The 14,943-nt window shown below is 62.7% G+C and carries 13 protein-coding genes; 5 read left to right on the top strand and 8 right to left on the bottom strand.

Translation table 11 applies throughout. The features are described 5' to 3' along the window. Positions 1 to 24: 24 nt before the first annotated feature. Positions 25 to 2,373, top strand: coding sequence for a fimbria/pilus outer membrane usher protein (locus RHM69_RS08425; protein ID WP_168224557.1), 2,349 nt, complete (start codon positions 25 to 27; stop codon positions 2,371 to 2,373). A gap of 77 nt (positions 2,374 to 2,450) precedes the next feature. After that, a complete protein-coding gene (locus tag RHM69_RS08420; RefSeq protein ID WP_200599348.1) occupies positions 2,451 to 3,371 on the top strand; it encodes a spore coat U domain-containing protein in 921 nt (306 codons plus the stop codon). On the opposite strand, the gene RHM69_RS08415 is transcribed toward RHM69_RS08420, so the two are convergent. Both RHM69_RS08415 and RHM69_RS08410 read right to left on the bottom strand, forming a co-directional pair. Then, complete coding sequence (locus tag RHM69_RS08415) at positions 3,368 to 4,105, bottom strand: anti-sigma factor family protein (protein ID WP_103451648.1); 738 nt, start codon at positions 4,103 to 4,105, stop codon at positions 3,368 to 3,370. The two genes, RHM69_RS08420 and RHM69_RS08415, sit on opposite strands and share 4 nt — an antisense overlap. Next, positions 4,102 to 4,608: a sigma-70 family RNA polymerase sigma factor gene (locus tag RHM69_RS08410; RefSeq protein WP_014718963.1), complete on the bottom strand. Its 507-nt coding sequence runs from the start codon at positions 4,606 to 4,608 to the stop codon at positions 4,102 to 4,104. Before RHM69_RS08410 ends, RHM69_RS08415 begins: the two co-directional genes overlap by 4 nt. A 167-nt stretch (positions 4,609 to 4,775) precedes the next feature. Here RHM69_RS08410 and RHM69_RS08405 point away from each other — a divergent pair, with 167 nt between their 5' ends. Continuing rightward, positions 4,776 to 5,858, top strand: a complete 1,083-nt coding sequence (locus RHM69_RS08405) for a catalase family peroxidase (protein WP_200599264.1) — start codon at positions 4,776 to 4,778, stop codon at positions 5,856 to 5,858. Further along, entirely contained in the window at positions 5,855 to 6,394 is a 540-nt protein-coding gene (locus RHM69_RS08400; protein ID WP_200599263.1) for a cytochrome b, read from the top strand. The genes RHM69_RS08405 and RHM69_RS08400 overlap by 4 nt, the downstream gene beginning before the upstream one ends. A gap of 51 nt (positions 6,395 to 6,445) precedes the next feature. On the opposite strand, the gene RHM69_RS08395 is transcribed toward RHM69_RS08400, so the two are convergent. Beyond that, the gene (locus RHM69_RS08395; protein WP_014718961.1) at positions 6,446 to 7,597 is read right to left on the bottom strand and encodes a M14-type cytosolic carboxypeptidase; all 1,152 of its coding nucleotides are present in this window, start codon (positions 7,595 to 7,597) and stop codon (positions 6,446 to 6,448) included. A 465-nt stretch (positions 7,598 to 8,062) separates the two neighbouring features. Beyond that, entirely contained in the window at positions 8,063 to 8,356 is a 294-nt protein-coding gene (locus RHM69_RS08390; protein WP_014718960.1) for a DUF6124 family protein, read from the bottom strand. A gap of 187 nt (positions 8,357 to 8,543) precedes the next feature. Between RHM69_RS08390 and RHM69_RS08385 the strand changes: the two genes are divergently transcribed. Then, a complete protein-coding gene (locus RHM69_RS08385; protein WP_200599262.1) occupies positions 8,544 to 9,179 on the top strand; it encodes a LexA family protein in 636 nt (211 codons plus the stop codon). On the opposite strand, the gene RHM69_RS08380 is transcribed toward RHM69_RS08385, so the two are convergent. The 4 genes from RHM69_RS08380 to RHM69_RS08365 all read right to left on the bottom strand — a co-directional run bounded on the left by RHM69_RS08380 (position 9,176) and on the right by RHM69_RS08365 (position 14,849). Continuing rightward, entirely contained in the window at positions 9,176 to 11,101 is a 1,926-nt protein-coding gene (locus RHM69_RS08380; RefSeq protein ID WP_032902817.1) for an acetyl/propionyl/methylcrotonyl-CoA carboxylase subunit alpha, read from the bottom strand. The two genes, RHM69_RS08385 and RHM69_RS08380, sit on opposite strands and share 4 nt — an antisense overlap. Continuing rightward, positions 11,098 to 11,904 (bottom strand): gamma-carboxygeranoyl-CoA hydratase, encoded by an 807-nt coding sequence (locus RHM69_RS08375; protein ID WP_014718957.1) that lies wholly within the window; start codon positions 11,902 to 11,904, stop codon positions 11,098 to 11,100. Before RHM69_RS08375 ends, RHM69_RS08380 begins: the two co-directional genes overlap by 4 nt. A gap of 161 nt (positions 11,905 to 12,065) precedes the next feature. Beyond that, positions 12,066 to 13,673: a carboxyl transferase domain-containing protein gene (locus tag RHM69_RS08370; RefSeq protein WP_019819450.1), complete on the bottom strand. Its 1,608-nt coding sequence runs from the start codon at positions 13,671 to 13,673 to the stop codon at positions 12,066 to 12,068. Positions 13,674 to 13,685: 12 nt separating this feature from the next. Next, positions 13,686 to 14,849, bottom strand: a complete 1,164-nt coding sequence (locus RHM69_RS08365) for an isovaleryl-CoA dehydrogenase (RefSeq protein ID WP_019819448.1) — start codon at positions 14,847 to 14,849, stop codon at positions 13,686 to 13,688. Positions 14,850 to 14,943 lie beyond the last annotated feature (94 nt).

The following is a 14,943-nucleotide window of genomic DNA, read 5'->3' as shown; positions in this document are numbered from 1 at the left end:
ATGTCCATTGAAGGACACAACGCCATGGTGAGTCGTGGTTGGGCTCGGGTTTTATGGCCGTCGGTGGCAGTGGCAAGCGGGCTGTGGGGCGCAGCGATGGCGGGCGACTTGCCGCCGCCGCCCGGCAGCATGGAGGCAGTTGCCGATGCACAGCTGTTTCTGGAACTGGTGGTCAACCAGATGGACACCGGCCGCGTTATCGCGGTCGAGCAGCGCGCCGGCCAGCTGTTTGTGCCGGCCAGCGCGTTGCAGGACGTGGGCATGAAACTGCCCGGTGAGCCCGTCGGCAGTGTGGCCCTGGACCAGGTGCCGGGCCTGCACAGCGACTACGACAGCAACGGCCAGCGCCTGCTGCTGGATGTGCCGCCTTCCTGGCTGCAGGAACAGTTCATCGGCAACCGCAATACCTATCCGCGTACCCAGGCCATGAGCAGCTTCGGCGCCTTGCTCAACTATGACGTGTATTTCAATGACACCGACGACGGCGGCAGTTACCTCGCGGCGTGGAACGAAGTGCGGCTGTTCGACACCTGGGGCACCTTGTCCAACACCGGGCAACTGCGCCAGACCCTGTCCGACGGAGTCAGCGGCGGTACCCTCAACAATGGTTACCGACGTTACGACACCACCTGGCGTTTCTCCGACGATGAGCGCCTGCTGACCTACGAGGCTGGCGACGTGATCAGCGGCGCGCTGCCCTGGAGCAGTTCGGTGCGCCTGGGCGGGGTGCAACTGTCCCGGGATTTTGCCGTGCGCCCCGACCTGGTCACGTACCCCTTGCCGCAGTTTGCCGGTGAGGCGGCGGTGCCGTCGTCGGTGGATCTGTTTATCAACGGCTATAAATCCGACAGCGCACAGTTGCAACCCGGCCCCTACACCCTGACCAACATCCCGTTCATCAACGGTGCCGGCGAGGCCGTGGTGGTTACTACCGACGCCCTGGGACGCCAAGTGTCGACCACGGTGCCGTTCTACGTCACCAGCACCTTGCTGCAACAAGGCTTGACGGATTTTTCGCTGGCCGCCGGTACCTTGCGCCGTGACTACACCCTGCGGGACTTCGGCTACGGGCCGGGCGTGGCCAGTGGCACGTTCCGCTACGGCTATTCCGATAACCTGACCCTGGAAAGCCACGCCGAAGCCTCCAGCGACCTGACCCTCGGTGGGCTCGGCGGCAACCTGCGCCTGGGCAACTTCGGCGTGCTCAATACCGCCCTCAGCCAGAGCCAGTTCGACAGCCGCACGGGCCAGCAACTGAGCCTCGGTTACCAGTACAACAGCACGCGCTACAGCTTTATGTACCAACGGGTGGAGCGCCGCGACGACTACGCCGACCTGACCCTGGTCGATACCCCTTACGCCAGCCTCAGCAAGCGCAGCGAGCAGGTGACCCTGAGCCTCAACCTCCAACGTTTCGGCAGCCTGGGCCTGGGTTATTTCGACGTGCAGGCGGCGGACGACTCGCGCACGCGCCTGCTCAACCTGAGCTGGAGCAAACCGTTGTGGCGTAACACCAGCTTTTATCTGTCAGCCAACCGCGAAATCGGTGACAGCAACTGGGCCATGCAGGCGCAACTGGTCATTCCGTTCGACCTCAACGGCAGCCTGGCCTTGAGTACCGAGCGCAGCAAGGACGGCGCCAGTCGCCAGCGCATCAACTACAGCCGCGCGGTGCCCAGCGAAGGCGGGGTGGGCTACAACCTCGGCTATGCCCAGGGCGATGCCCCCAGCTATCGACAGGCCGACCTGACCTGGCGCTTGCAGTCGGTGCAGTTGCAGGCCGGCGTGTACGGCAGCAGCGAGGCCATGACGCGCTGGGCCGATGCCAGCGGCTCACTGGTGTGGATGGGCGGCGAAACCTTTGCCGCCAACCGCATCAATGACGCCTTTGTGGTCGTGAGCACCCAGGGCTTTGCCGGGATTCCGGTGCGCTACGAAAACCAGCTAGTGGGCCAGACCGACCGCAATGGCCATTTGCTGGTGCCGTGGAGCAGTGCCTATTACCGCGGCAAATACGAGATCGACCCGTTGAACCTGCCGGCGAATGTGCAAAGCCCCAATGTGGAACAGCGCGTGTCGGTGCGCCGAGGCAGTGGCTACCTGCTGGAATTCCCCCTGCGCCGGGTGCTCGCTGCAAGCATCACCCTGGTGGACCGCCAGCATCAGGAGTTGCCGCTGGGCAGCCTGGTGGTGCACGAGCAAAGCAACACCCAGGCGGTGGTCGGCTGGGATGGCCTGGTGTACCTGGAAAACCTCAGCGCCCACAACACCTTGCAGGTCACTTTGGGAGAGGGCCGCACCTGCCAGGCAACCTTCGATATGGACGAGCAGCAACAGGACGTGCCCTTGATCGGGCCATTAGTGTGCCAATGAGGGATTGAACAGGGAGTGTTCAGGTGAGGGGCAGCGTAGGGTTGTATGGCGTGGGTTTGTTGTTTTGCGGGCAGGCCATGGCGGCGTGTTCGGTGGTGTCCACCGTGCCGGCCAGTTTTGGTTCGACCAGTTCGATGACGGTGCGCACCGCCGCGCAAACCAGCTCTACGGCCAACTCAGGGTTGAGTTGCACCTCGGCGCTGATATCGCTGCTGGTGTCCACCGACCACTTTTACGCCACGATCACCTCGCCCCAGACCGGTTTGGTCGGGCCGACCGGTGATGTGATCAGCTACACGATTTATGGCAATAACAGCACCAGCTATCCCATCACCCGTGGCAGCCAATTCGATTTCGGCGGCGCTGGCGGCATCGCCCAGAGCATCGGCCTGATCGCCGGGCCCGGCGCGAAAACTGTGCCGTTATACCTGAGCAGCATCACTGGCAGCAACGTCGCCGCCGGGGTGTACACCGAGACATTGAGCATCGCCTGGGTGTGGAATTATTGCTCGGGGATCGGCCTTGGCGGCATTTGCCTGGGACGTGACATTGGCAGCGGCACGGCGTCCCTGACCGTCAGCATGACCGTGACCAACGATTGCCAGATCACCGCCCCGAATATCAGCTTCGGCAGCGCGCCGGTGGTCAGTGGGTTTAGTGCGGTGAGCGGGCAGACCATCAACATCGCCTGCACCAAGGGCAGCGCCTATACCGTGGGCTTGAGCGATGGCCAGAACCCGGTGAGTGTCGGCGGCCGGCGGCGCATGGTTTCCGGCGGCAATTACCTGGCCTATGACATTTTCAAAAGTGCCGGCACCACGCGTTGGGGCAGTGTCGGCGCGGCGCGGCGGGCCAGCTCCACGGCCGAGGTCAATCCCGGCAACGGCTTGGGTAATGGCAGCCAGGTGTACAACTACAACGCCAAGGTCTACACCGACCAGCCCACGCCGCCGGCTGGCACCTATCTGGATAACGTGGTGCTGGACGTCGGTTTCTAGAATGGCGTCTGCAACGCGGCGGCCTGATCCACCGGGCTGACCATCGCGTAGTTGTAGCCGCCGCCCGACCAGTAGTCGGCCTGCAAGCCATCGGCACTGCGGCTGCCGCGAGGCAGGAAACCGTTGTTCGGGCCCGGCGGGCGGATATAGAAGCTGATGCGCCGGCCTTGCGCGTCCTGGTACAGCACCATGGCTGCCGCGCCTTGGTCGGTGGTGAGCAGGCGCCCGCTGACCGGCTTGAAACCGGCTTGGCTCAGGTCGGGCAGGCGATGGGCCTGGTTGAAATAACGGTCGAGCCAGGCCTGCATGGTGCCAGGGTCCTGAGCGTTGTAGTCGGCGGGCATGATGCCGTCCTGGGCAAACAGGCGGTAGGCCTGCATGGCGTCGGTCATCGGCAACAGTGGCGGCTGGGTGGCTTCACGGGCGTGCCAACCGCCAACCCCGCCGAGGCTCACGGCGATCAGCAACAACGCCGCCGTGGCCAAGTGCCGACGGGACTGTTTCTTGATGCGCTGGCGAATCAGCGCCGGGTCCAATGCCGGGTTGTGCGGCTGTTGCAGGGCGCCGCTCAACGACGCGCGCAGCAACTGCGCATCTTGTTGCCAGGCCTGTACCCGGGCCGCCACTTCGGGGTGGCTGGCCAGCCAGGTTTCAAGCACACGGCGATCAGTGTCGAGCAATTGGTGATCGACGTAGGCATGTAAATCGCGTTCGCTGGGGGGCAGGCTGATCATTTGAGTCTCCGCAGGGCAGGGCCGGCCATTTCGCCATCGCTGAGCTGACGCAACGCTTGGCGTGCGCGGGACAGGCGTGACATTACGGTGCCGATGGGCACCTTGAGGATCTCGGCCACTTCCTTGTAGCTCAAGCCCTCGACGGACACCCACAGCAACAGGGCGCGCTGTTCGGTGTTCAGTTGGTCGAAGGCTTGCAGGGTGGATTGGGCCAGCACCGTGCGTTCTACCGAAGGTTGCACGTCATCGCGGCCGGTGAAGAATTCGAGCATGCGCGCATAGCGGCGGTTGCGGCGGTGGGCGTCGAGGAACTGCCGGTAGAGGATCGAAAACAGCCAGGCGCGCAGGTCGCCCTCGATACGTTTATCGGCCCAGGCGACGATCGCGCGCTCCAGGGTCGATTGCACCAGGTCATCGGCGCTGCTGCTGTTGCGCGTCAGGGACACGGCAAAACGCCGCAACCTGGGGATGAGTTCGCGTAACTGTTCGTCGAGTTCATGCATGGGTGTCTGGCTGATCACTACGCTGGGACTAGAGAGACGTCCGGCGTTGAAGGTTATTCCCCGTCCCGCAAAATAAATCCAGGGCCTTGGAATAGAGCCCATCGGCGTTCGTCTTAATGCTCCGACCTTATGTTTCAGCCTGAGGCCTCTGGCCCTGGAGTTCCTGCATGGTAGATCACTCATCACCACCCCGTCCTCCCTTGAGCACTGCGAGCCTGATCGCACGACTTGCCGGCATCGGTGCCGTGGTTGCGGTTGTTGCCGGGGCATTTGCCTACGTCAATGGCACGCTCGACCCACAACGCCTGCGGCCAAAAACCTTGGTCAATGCTCTGGAAACCAATAACGGCGTGCATCCGGGCTTTCGCCGTAACCATGCCAAGGGCGTATGCGTGGCGGGTTATTTCCAGAGTAGTACCGAGGTCCGTGCCTATTCCAACGCCCAGGTGTTCAGCGAGGCCAAGACTCCGATCATCGGCCGCTTTGCCTTGCCCAGCGGCAACCCCTACGCGCCGGACAGCAGTGTGCCGATTCGCAGTTTCGCCGTGCAGTTCAGCCAGGCCAACGGCCAGCAATGGCGTACAGGGATGAACAGCATGCCGGTGTTCCCGGTGGGCACGCCCGAGGCGTTCTACCAGTTGCTCAAGGCCGGCGCGCCAGACCCGGCCACTGGCAAGCCGAACCCGTCGAGCATGCCGGCTTTTTTTGCCGCACACCCGGAGACCGCGCCATTCCTGGCCTGGGTCAAGACCGCCAAGCCATCGGCCAGTTATGCGACTGAAACCTATAACGGCATCAACGCGTTTTACCTAGTGGCTGCCGATGGTACGCGCCAGGCCGTGCGTTGGGAGGTGGCGCCCCAGAGCCAGGATGCGGCGGGTGATACCGCACCTGCTGGCAGTGACTTCCTGGAGCAGGATTTGGTGCGACGCCTGGCTGCCGGGCCCTTGCGTTGGCAGTTGAACATGACCCTGGCCAACCCCGGCGACCCGCTGGACGACGCAAGCAAGACCTGGACCGGCGCGCACAAGGTACTCAACGCCGGCACGTTGGTGTTGCAAAGCAGCCAGCCCCAGGCAGACGGTGATTGCCGCGATATCAACTTTGACCCGTTGATTCTGCCCAGTGGTATCCAAGCCTCCAACGACCCCTTGCTGGCCGCACGTTCGGCCGCGTATGCCAGTTCGTACCTGCGCCGCGCCGGTGAAGTCAGCCCGTTGCACAGCGCTCCTCAGGAGTCGAAGCCATGAATGCTCAACCACGGTTTTTTGCGCCCCTGGCGCGCGTGCTGCACTGGCTGATGGCGTTGATGGTCATCGCCATGCTGTTTATCGGCGCGGGTTTGGCTGCGTCGGTGTCGGAGCGTCATGAATGGCTGATCCACCTGCACAAGCCGCTGGGCATTGCGATTCTGGCACTGGTGATCGTGCGCCTGGCGGTACGTTTTTCCACCCGCCAGCCGCCGTTACCAGCGGATTTGCCGGTGTGGCAAAGGCTGGCAGCCAAGGCCTCTCATGTGCTGTTGTACGCGTTGATGCTGGTGTTGCCGCTGCTGGGTTGGGCGATGATTTCAGCGGCCGGTGACCCGGTGATGCTCAGTAGTAACCTGCAACTGCCCGCGCTGCTGGGGGCGAATGCGCCGTTGTTTGCGTTGTTGCGCAAGGCTCACGGTTATTTGGCCTATCTGCTGTTTCTCACCGTGCTGGTGCATCTGGCAGCCGCGTTATTCCACGGTTTGATCCGCCGCGATGGTGTCTTGCAAAGCATGACCGGCAGCAAGGATTGACCGCTTCTGGTGGCGAGCAAGCTCGCTCGTCACCAGAGCTCGCCTCAGGGGTTAGCGCAAACGCCCGACGATATCAGCGACGCTGCTCAAGACGTCCTTGCCCAACTGTTTCGAACGATCGCCTGACCAGCCAGTTCGCAGGTTGGGTGCGTCGTCGTTGTCCTTGAAAGGCATTTCCAGGGTCAGGGACAGGCAGTCGTACTTTTCCCCCACCGCGTTGCAGGCCAGGGTCATGTTGGCTTGGCCAGGCAGGTCGCGGGTGTAGCCGTGGGTGGTCTGGAAGTCTCGGGTCAGGTGGCTCAAATGGCTGCGGAAATGTTTTTCCAGGGCTTCGATGCGCGGCGTGTAGCCGGGGTTGCCTTCGCAGGCGGCGGTGAACACGTAGGGGATTTCTTCATCGCCGTGGATGTCGAGGAACATATCCACGCCGTATTTTTCCATCTGTTGCTGGACGAACAGGACTTCCGGGCTGAGTTCCTGGCTGGCGCTTTGCCATGCGCGGTTAAGGTCCTGGCCCATGGCGTTGGTGCGCAGGTGGCCATGGAAGGCGCCATCCGGGTTCATGTTCGGTACCAGGTACAGGTCTGCGACGGCCAGCAGTTTTTTCAGTTCGTCGTCGCCGTCCTTTTGCAGGCGCTCAATCACGCCCTCCATAAACCACTCGGCCATGTGCTCGCCGGGGTGCTGCTGGGCGATGATCCACACCTTGCGCCGGCCTTCGATCCCTTTGCCACGGCGCAGCAGTTGGATATCGCGGCCTTCAGCGCTCTTGCCGGTGGCTAGCAGGGTGACCCCGGCGTACTTCAGGGCTTGCTCGATCAACCAGTCATGACGTTCACGGCTGTAGGGCTCGAAGTAGGCAAACCAGGCGTACTTTTGCCGGGTCTGGAGGGTGATGTGCAGGATCTCGCCATCAAAGCGCGTCGGTACCCGGAACCAGTTGATATGGTCATAGGACGCCACGGCGTTGTAACCGCTCCAGGCATGCTTGTAGGACGAGCGCCCTGCGTTGCTCAAGCGAAAGGTGTGGGTGTGCCCCACGTGCATGCCTTCGGCCTTGAAGTGGAACCATTGGTAGTGATCGCTGCGGGTGTCGGGATTGATTGCCAGCAACAACTGATAAGCGTCGCTGGCATCCAGGACCTGGATGTTGCCGCTGTCGAAGTCGGTGCTGATCTTGATGGAGGTCAAGGCCACGGTCATAGTCTGGTTGCCTGAATATGAGTGATGTGGCGGCTATCTTACACAGGCGTTCGGTAAAACCTGGATGCAAAAATTGTTGCAGGGGGAGGGGGCGTCATCCCTGACGCCGCCGCAGCTTAGAGTCTATGAGATTGATTCTCAAGCGCTAATTCGCAGAGATACGCGCTAGAGCACTCGGACGACTTTCGTTGGGCGATAGTCTTTTGCTACCATGCGCGGCATCAAGCAACACACAGTCTTCATTAGCCTGAAGCCACGCCAGGAAAACTGGCAAAAAAAAGACCCGGCCAAAGAGCCGGGTCAAAAACCGTGATTAGCCTGATGAGGAGATATTCCAAGAGTCCGACCTAAGGTCTCTTGGTCTATCGACTGATCTTGCGATCAGCTGAGCCCAATAATAATCATTATCATTTGCAAGTCAAATGTTTTTATCCGTGGGATAGAAATATTTTTCTTTCATGCCTGCTACGCGTTTGCCGCCGCTCTGGGCGCTTGCAACGACCGCTCCACCATCGCCTTCGCCATATCGATCAAATACACCACTGAAAACGCCAGGTCGCGTTGGTTGCCCTGATGGCTGCACGCCGACTCGTAGGCGGTTGCCGCTGCACTGCGCAACAGGTCCGAGGCGTGTATCAGGGCTTCCTCCTGGCTGACATCGGATTTGATCGCGAACATGGCCCCGTCCGAATCCGGCGTCGACCGATTTTCTTTCAAGTAGTAGTCCAGTGCGCGCTGGGCCGCGCCACTGTTGCACATGTCGTTTACTTCAGTCAGTTCGGATGTGTCGGGCGTTGGGTGCGTGCGGGTCGTCATAAGCGGCAGTACTCCGGTGGGTGTCGAAATCCTTGGGCTTGATGATAGTACGTATCGTATTCCTGTCGTTTTATGGATTACTACAAACTGTTTATTGCCCGCAAAAATGGGCGCCGTATTGTGATGCGCCATGGATAACTGGATAGCGTTGGTCAAAGCCAACATGAAAGACCGCAAGGTCACGCAGGATGAACTGGCGCAGCGCCTGGGGATGTCCCAGGGCGGCATCGGCCATTGGCTCAATAAACGCCGCGTGCCGAGCCTGGCGGACATGAACCGCGTGCTGGCCGAACTGGGGTTGGGGTATTTGGAGGTGGCGCTGGAGATTCGTGAACGGGCCGCGCAAGTGCCTGAACGGGAAGCGCACTACAACCCGTATTTCCGCTACCCGGTCAGCGACTGGAAGCAGGCCTGCGAGCTGCGTGAAGAGCGTGCGCCTTATAGCACCGAGCGCTACGAATTGACCGATTACCACGCCCGAGGCGAGGCATTCTGGCTGCCGGTGACGGGAGACGCCATGACCGCCCCCACGGGCATGAGCATTGCGGCTGGCATGATGGTACTGGTTGACCCGGCCATCGCGCCCGAGCCCGGCAGGCTGGTGGTGGCCCAATGGGCTGGCACCCCCCAGGCCACCTTTCGCCGATTGCAGGAAGAAAGCGGCCAGCACTACCTGGTGCCGCTCAACCCCACTTACCCCAAGGTGCTGCTCACCGACGGCTGCCGCCTCCTGGGTGTGGTGGTGCAAGCCACGGCGAAGTTCTAGCCGGCCGTTTCAAGCTCCACCAGCGCGCTGCCTTCTGCCACCATTTCACCTTCCTGGCAGAACAGCGCCTTGACCACCCCGGCGTGGGGCGCCCGGATACTGTGCTCCATCTTCATGGCTTCGAGCACCACCAGTTGAGCGCCGGCTTCAACAGTTTGGCCCACCTCCACAAGTACTCGCACGATGCTGCCGTTCATCGGTGCGGTGAGGCCGCCCTGATGAGATTGACTGGCTTCGACCGCCGCAATCGGGTCGAACAGGCTGACGGCATGCATCTCGCCGTCCCAACGCAGGTACAGGCTGCCTTCACTGCGCACCGCCAGATGAGCACGGCGCACGCCCTGATGTTCAGTCAGCAACTGTTCGCCGCATAACTGAGACGGTTGCCCGGTCAGTGTCACCAACCGATCCTGCCCATTGCAGCTCAGGTGCAGCGACACCTCGGCAGGCAGGCCCGCACGAAAGCCCTGGCGATTGGCCCAAGGCCCGTCACCCGCCGGCAAGCTCTGCATAAACGCCGAGCCCGCCGCCTGCCAGAACTCATCGCTCAAGGCCCCTGGCGTCGGCAACAGCTCATCCTGATAGCGCGGGATAAACCCGGTGTCCAACTCGGCGGCGGCAAACGCAGGGTGCCCGATGATGCGCCGCAAAAAGCCCAGGTTGGTCTTGAGCCCGCCGACCGCAAACTCATCCAGCATGCTCAATAAGCGCAGGCGCGCCTGTTCGCGGTCTTCACCCCAGGCAATCAACTTGCCGAGCATCGGGTCGTAGAAGGGCGACACGCTGTCGCCTTGCTCGACGCCACTGTCCACGCGGCGTCCAGGGCCCTGGCTGGACTCGCGGTACAGCGCCAGGTGCCCGGTGGCGGGCAGAAAGTCATTGGCCGGGTCTTCGGCATACAACCGCACTTCAATTGCATGACCGTTCAACGCGACCTGTTCTTGCGTGATCGGTAGCGCCTCACCCTGGGCCACCCGGATCTGCCAGGCCACCAGGTCGAGGCCGGTAATCGCTTCGGTCACCGGATGCTCCACTTGCAACCGCGTGTTCATCTCCATGAAGAAAAACTCGCCACGGGCATCCAGCAAAAACTCCACCGTACCTGCGCCCACATACCCGATGGCCTGGGCAGCGCGCACGGCCGCTTCGCCCATGGCCCGGCGCTGCTCGACACTCAAGCCGGGTGCCGGGGCTTCTTCCACGACTTTCTGATGGCGCCGCTGGATCGAGCAGTCGCGCTCATTGAGGTACAGGCAATGACCTTGCTGGTCGGCAAACACTTGGATCTCGACATGCCGCGGCTTGAGCAGGTATTTCTCCACCAGCATCTGCCCGTTGCCGAACGACGACAGCGCCTCACGCTGGGCGGAGGCCAGGGCTTCGGCCAGTTGGCTGACGTCCTCGACCACCTTCATACCCTTGCCACCGCCGCCCGCCGTGGCCTTGAGCAGCACCGGGTAGCCGATACGCTCACAGGCGGCGCGGAAGGTCTCCAGGTCCTGGGCCTCGCCGTGATAACCCGGTACCAAAGGTACGCCAGCCGTCTCCATCAGGGCCTTGGCCGCGGATTTGCTGCCCATGGCGTCGATGGCCGAGGCGGGCGGGCCGAGGAAGATCAGGCCTGCCGCCTCGATGGCACGGGCGAAGCCGGCGTTTTCTGAAAGGAAGCCGTAGCCGGGGTGAATCGCCTGTGCGCCGCTGGCGTGGGCGGCGGCAATCAGCTTGTCGATTTGCAGGTAACTGTCGGTGGCTTTGCTGCCGCCCAGGTCGACGCGGATATCGGCTTCACGGCTATGGCGGGCATCGCGGTCGATGGCGCTGTGCACAGCCACGGTGGTCAACCCCATGGCCTTGGCGGTGCGCATGACCCGGCAGGCGATCTCGCCACGGTTGGCCACCAGAACGGTGGTGAGTGTGCTCATGAGCGTGGCTCCTGATTTTGCCAACTTGGCGCACGCTTTTGCAGAAACGCGCGCAAACCTTCCTGGCCCTCGGCGCTCACCCGAATACGCGCTATGGCATTTTCGCAATAGCGTCGCAATGCGGGGGTGAGGGCACCGTTGCCCACTTCGCGCAGCAAATCCTTACTGGCACGCATGGCCGCCGGGCTGTTTTGCAGCAGGTTGGTGACCCACAGGTCCACCTGTTGATCCAGGCTCTCGGCCGGATAACTGTCCGCCAGCAAGCCGATCTCCCGTGCGCGCTGGCCGCCGAACCGCTCGGCTGTCAGTGCATAACGACGGGCAGCGCGTTCGCCGATGGCCTGCACCACGAACGGGCTGATCACCGCCGGCGCCAGGCCGATACGCACTTCCGACAGGCAGAACTGCGCGTCGTCGGCACCGATGGCCATGTCACAGCAGCTGATCAGGCCCAGCGCGCCCCCGTAGGCCGCGCCTTGCACCACCGCCAACGTGGGGATTTTCAGCTTGGACAGGTTGTACATCAGCTCTGCCAGTTCCCGGGCGTCGTCCAGGTTGGTGTGGTAGTCCAACTCGGCCGATTGCTGCATCCAGGCCAGGTCGGCACCGGCGCTGAAGTGCTTGCCACGCCCGCGCAGTACCAGGAAGCGCAGGGACGGGTCGCCTTGTACGCGGTCAAGGGCCAGGATCAGCTCGCGGATCATCTGCGCGTTGAACGCGTTGTTCTTGGCTTCGCGGCTGAGCCACAGCGTGGCAAAGCCACGGCGGTCAGTGATCAGTTCGAGGGTGTTGAAGTCGCTCATGCAAGGAGCTCCGAAATAATGAGAGGCCTCCTGTAGGAGCGAGCTTGTTGTGGCGAGCAAGCTTGCTTGCGCTGGGGTGCACAGCGCCCCCAAAAAAGCCGGGACTGCTGCGCAGTCAGCGGGAGCAAGCTCCCTCGCCACAACAGGCGCGCTCCTACAGGCTACATGCGGAACACGCCGAAGCGGCTCGGCTCGATGGGGGCGTTCAGTGCGGCGGACAAGGCCAGGGCCAGCACGTCACGGGTCTGCAGCGGGTCGATCACGCCGTCATCCCACAAGCGCGCGCTGGAGTAGTAGGGGTGGCCCTGGGTTTCATACTGGTCGAGGATCGGCTGCTTGATCGCGTCTTCCTCCTCGGCACTGAAACCGTTGCCGGCGCGCTCAGCCTGTTCGCGCTTGACCTGCACCAACACCCCGGCGGCCTGTTCGGCCCCCATCACGCCAATGCGTGCGTTGGGCCACATCCACAAAAAGCGCGGGTCATAGGCGCGGCCACACATCCCATAGTTACCCGCACCAAAGCTGCCGCCGATGATCACGGTGAATTTCGGCACCTTGGCGCACGCCACGGCGGTGACCAGCTTGGCGCCGTGTTTGGCAATGCCGCCGGCTTCGTACTTCTGGCCGACCATAAAGCCGGTGATGTTTTGCAGGAACAGCAGCGGAATCCCGCGCTGGCAGGCCAGTTCGATAAAGTGCGCGCCTTTTTGCGCGGCTTCGGCGAAGAGGATGCCGTTGTTGGCCAGGATCGCTATCGGGTAGCCATGCAAGTGCGCAAAGCCGCACACCAGGGTCGTGCCGAACAGGGCCTTGAACTCATCGAACACCGAGCCGTCCACCAGCCGTGCGATGACTTCGCGCACATCAAAGGGTTGCTTGGCATCCGCCGGGATCACGCCGTACAACTCTTCGCTGCTGTACAGCGGCGCCACCGGCGGGCGTTGCAGCAGCTCACCCTGCTTGCGCCAATTGAGGTTGGCCACGCTGCGCCGCGCCAGCGCCAGGGCGTGTTCATCGCTGTCGGCATAGTGGTCGGCCACGCCCGAGACCTTGCAGTGCACATCGGCACCGCCCAGGTCTTCGGCGCTCACCACTTCACCGGTGGCGGCCTTCACCAGCGGCGGGCCGGCGAGGAAGATGGTGGCTTGCTGGCGCACCATGATCGCTTCGTCGGCCATGGCCGGCACGTAGGCGCCGCCGGCGGTGCACGAGCCCATCACCACGGCAATCTGGGGAATGCCCTGGGCGCTCATATTGGCCTGGTTGAAGAAGATCCGCCCGAAGTGCTCGCGGTCGGGGAACACCTCGTCCTGGCGCGGCAGGTTGGCGCCGCCGGAGTCCACCAGGTAGATGCACGGCAGGCGGTTCTGCTCGGCGATGGTCTGGGCGCGCAGGTGCTTTTTGACGGTCAGCGGGTAATAGGAGCCGCCTTTGACCGTGGCATCGTTGGCCACGATCATGCATTCGACGCCTTCCACCCGGCCGATGCCGGCAATCACCCCGGCAGCCGGGACGTCTTCGCCATACACCTGGTGGGCGGCCAGTTGGCTCAGCTCGAGAAACGGTGAGCCCGGGTCGAGCAGACGGTTGATACGCTCGCGGGGTAACAGTTTGCCGCGTGAGGTGTGGCGTTCCTGGGCCTTGGCGCCGCCACCTTGATGGACATGGGCGAGCAGGCTGTGCAGGGCGTCGACCTGTTCAAGCATCGCCGCGCGGTTGGCGGAAAATTCCGCAGAACGCGGGTTGAGCTGGGTGTGCAGGGTGGCCATGGGCGTGCTCCTTCAGCGGGTTTCGTTGAACAGTTCGCGACCGATCAACATCCGCCGAATCTCACTGGTGCCCGCACCAATTTCGTAGAGCTTGGCGTCACGCAACAGGCGCCCGGCGGGGAATTCGTTGATATAGCCATTGCCGCCCAGAATCTGGATCGCATCCAGGGCCATTTGCGTGGCGCGCTCGGCGCTGTAGAGGATCACGCCCGCGGCGTCCTTGCGCGTGGTCTCGCCACGCTCGCACGCCTGGGCCACCGCGTAGAGGTAGGCGCGGCTGGCGTTGAGTTGGGTGTACATGTCGGCGACCTTGCCCTGGATCAACTGGAATTCGCCGATGCTCTGGCCGAACTGCTTGCGGTCGTGGATGTAGGGCACGATCAAGTCCATGCATGCCTGCATGATCCCGGTAGGCCCTCCGGAGAGCACCACGCGCTCGTAGTCCAGGCCGCTCATCAACACTTTCACGCCGCCATTGAGCACGCCGAGGATGTTTTCTTCGGGTACCTCGACGTCGTCGAAAAACAGCTCGCAGGTGTTGGAGCCGCGCATGCCCAGCTTGTCGAATTTATTGCTGCGGCTGAAGCCTTTCCAGTCGCGCTCGACGATGAAGGCGGTGATGCCGTGGGGGCCTTTTTCCAGGTCGGTCTTGGCGTAGATCACATAGGTATGGGCGTCCGGGCCGTTGGTGATCCAGGTCTTGCTGCCATTGAGTACGTAATGGTCGCCGCGCTTGTCGGCGCGCAGTTTCATCGACACCACGTCGGAACCGGCATTCGGCTCGCTCATGGCCAGGGCGCCGATGTGCTCGCCGCTGATCAGCTTGGGCAGGTACTTGAGTTTTTGTGCGTGGTTGCCGTTGCGGTTGATCTGGTTGACGCACAGGTTGGAGTGCGCCCCGTAGGACAACGCCACCGAGGCCGAGCCACGGCTGATTTCTTCCATGCTCACCACATGGGCCAGGTAACCCAGGCCGGCACCGCCGTATTCCTCGGGCACGGTGATGCCCAGCAGGCCCATGTCGCCGAACTTGCGCCACAGGTCGGCGGGGAACAGGTTGTCGATGTCGATCTGGGCCGCGCGCGGTGCGATCTCCTTGGCCACGAAGGACTGCACCTGGTCGCGCAGCATGTCGATGGTCTCGCCGAGGGCGAAGTTCAGGGACGGGTAACTCATGGACAGGCACCTTAATGTGAGCTTTGTTGTTGTGTGGGCGGGGCGCGGGAGGAGGGCGCTCACCTTTACGTTAACGTAAGCTTGCGTTACGGCG

The organism is Pseudomonas sp. CCI1.1 (genome assembly GCF_034348165.1).
Lineage (GTDB): Bacteria > Pseudomonadota > Gammaproteobacteria > Pseudomonadales > Pseudomonadaceae > Aquipseudomonas > Aquipseudomonas paracarnis.
The sequence above is the reverse complement of the archived record's forward strand: the minus strand, read 5'-3'. Positions and strand labels throughout refer to the sequence as shown.

Bases quoted from the DNA above. Each gene is read 5' to 3' on its own strand.
- RHM69_RS08425 (WP_168224557.1), top strand. From the start codon at position 25: ATGGTGAGTCGTGGTTGGGCTCGGGTTTTATGGCCGTCGGTGGCAGTG.
- RHM69_RS08420 (WP_200599348.1), top strand. From the start codon at position 2,451: ATGGCGGCGTGTTCGGTGGTGTCCACCGTGCCGGCCAGTTTTGGTTCG.
- RHM69_RS08415 (WP_103451648.1), bottom strand. From the start codon at position 4,105: ATGATCAGCCTGCCCCCCAGCGAACGCGATTTACATGCCTACGTCGAT.
- RHM69_RS08410 (WP_014718963.1), bottom strand. From the start codon at position 4,608: ATGCATGAACTCGACGAACAGTTACGCGAACTCATCCCCAGGTTGCGG.
- RHM69_RS08405 (WP_200599264.1), top strand. From the start codon at position 4,776: ATGGTAGATCACTCATCACCACCCCGTCCTCCCTTGAGCACTGCGAGC.
- RHM69_RS08400 (WP_200599263.1), top strand. From the start codon at position 5,855: ATGAATGCTCAACCACGGTTTTTTGCGCCCCTGGCGCGCGTGCTGCAC.
- RHM69_RS08395 (WP_014718961.1), bottom strand. From the start codon at position 7,597: ATGACCGTGGCCTTGACCTCCATCAAGATCAGCACCGACTTCGACAGC.
- RHM69_RS08390 (WP_014718960.1), bottom strand. From the start codon at position 8,356: ATGTGCAACAGTGGCGCGGCCCAGCGCGCACTGGACTACTACTTGAAA.
- RHM69_RS08385 (WP_200599262.1), top strand. From the start codon at position 8,544: ATGGATAACTGGATAGCGTTGGTCAAAGCCAACATGAAAGACCGCAAG.
- RHM69_RS08380 (WP_032902817.1), bottom strand. From the start codon at position 11,101: ATGAGCACACTCACCACCGTTCTGGTGGCCAACCGTGGCGAGATCGCC.
- RHM69_RS08375 (WP_014718957.1), bottom strand. From the start codon at position 11,904: ATGAGCGACTTCAACACCCTCGAACTGATCACTGACCGCCGTGGCTTT.
- RHM69_RS08370 (WP_019819450.1), bottom strand. From the start codon at position 13,673: ATGGCCACCCTGCACACCCAGCTCAACCCGCGTTCTGCGGAATTTTCC.
- RHM69_RS08365 (WP_019819448.1), bottom strand. From the start codon at position 14,849: ATGAGTTACCCGTCCCTGAACTTCGCCCTCGGCGAGACCATCGACATG.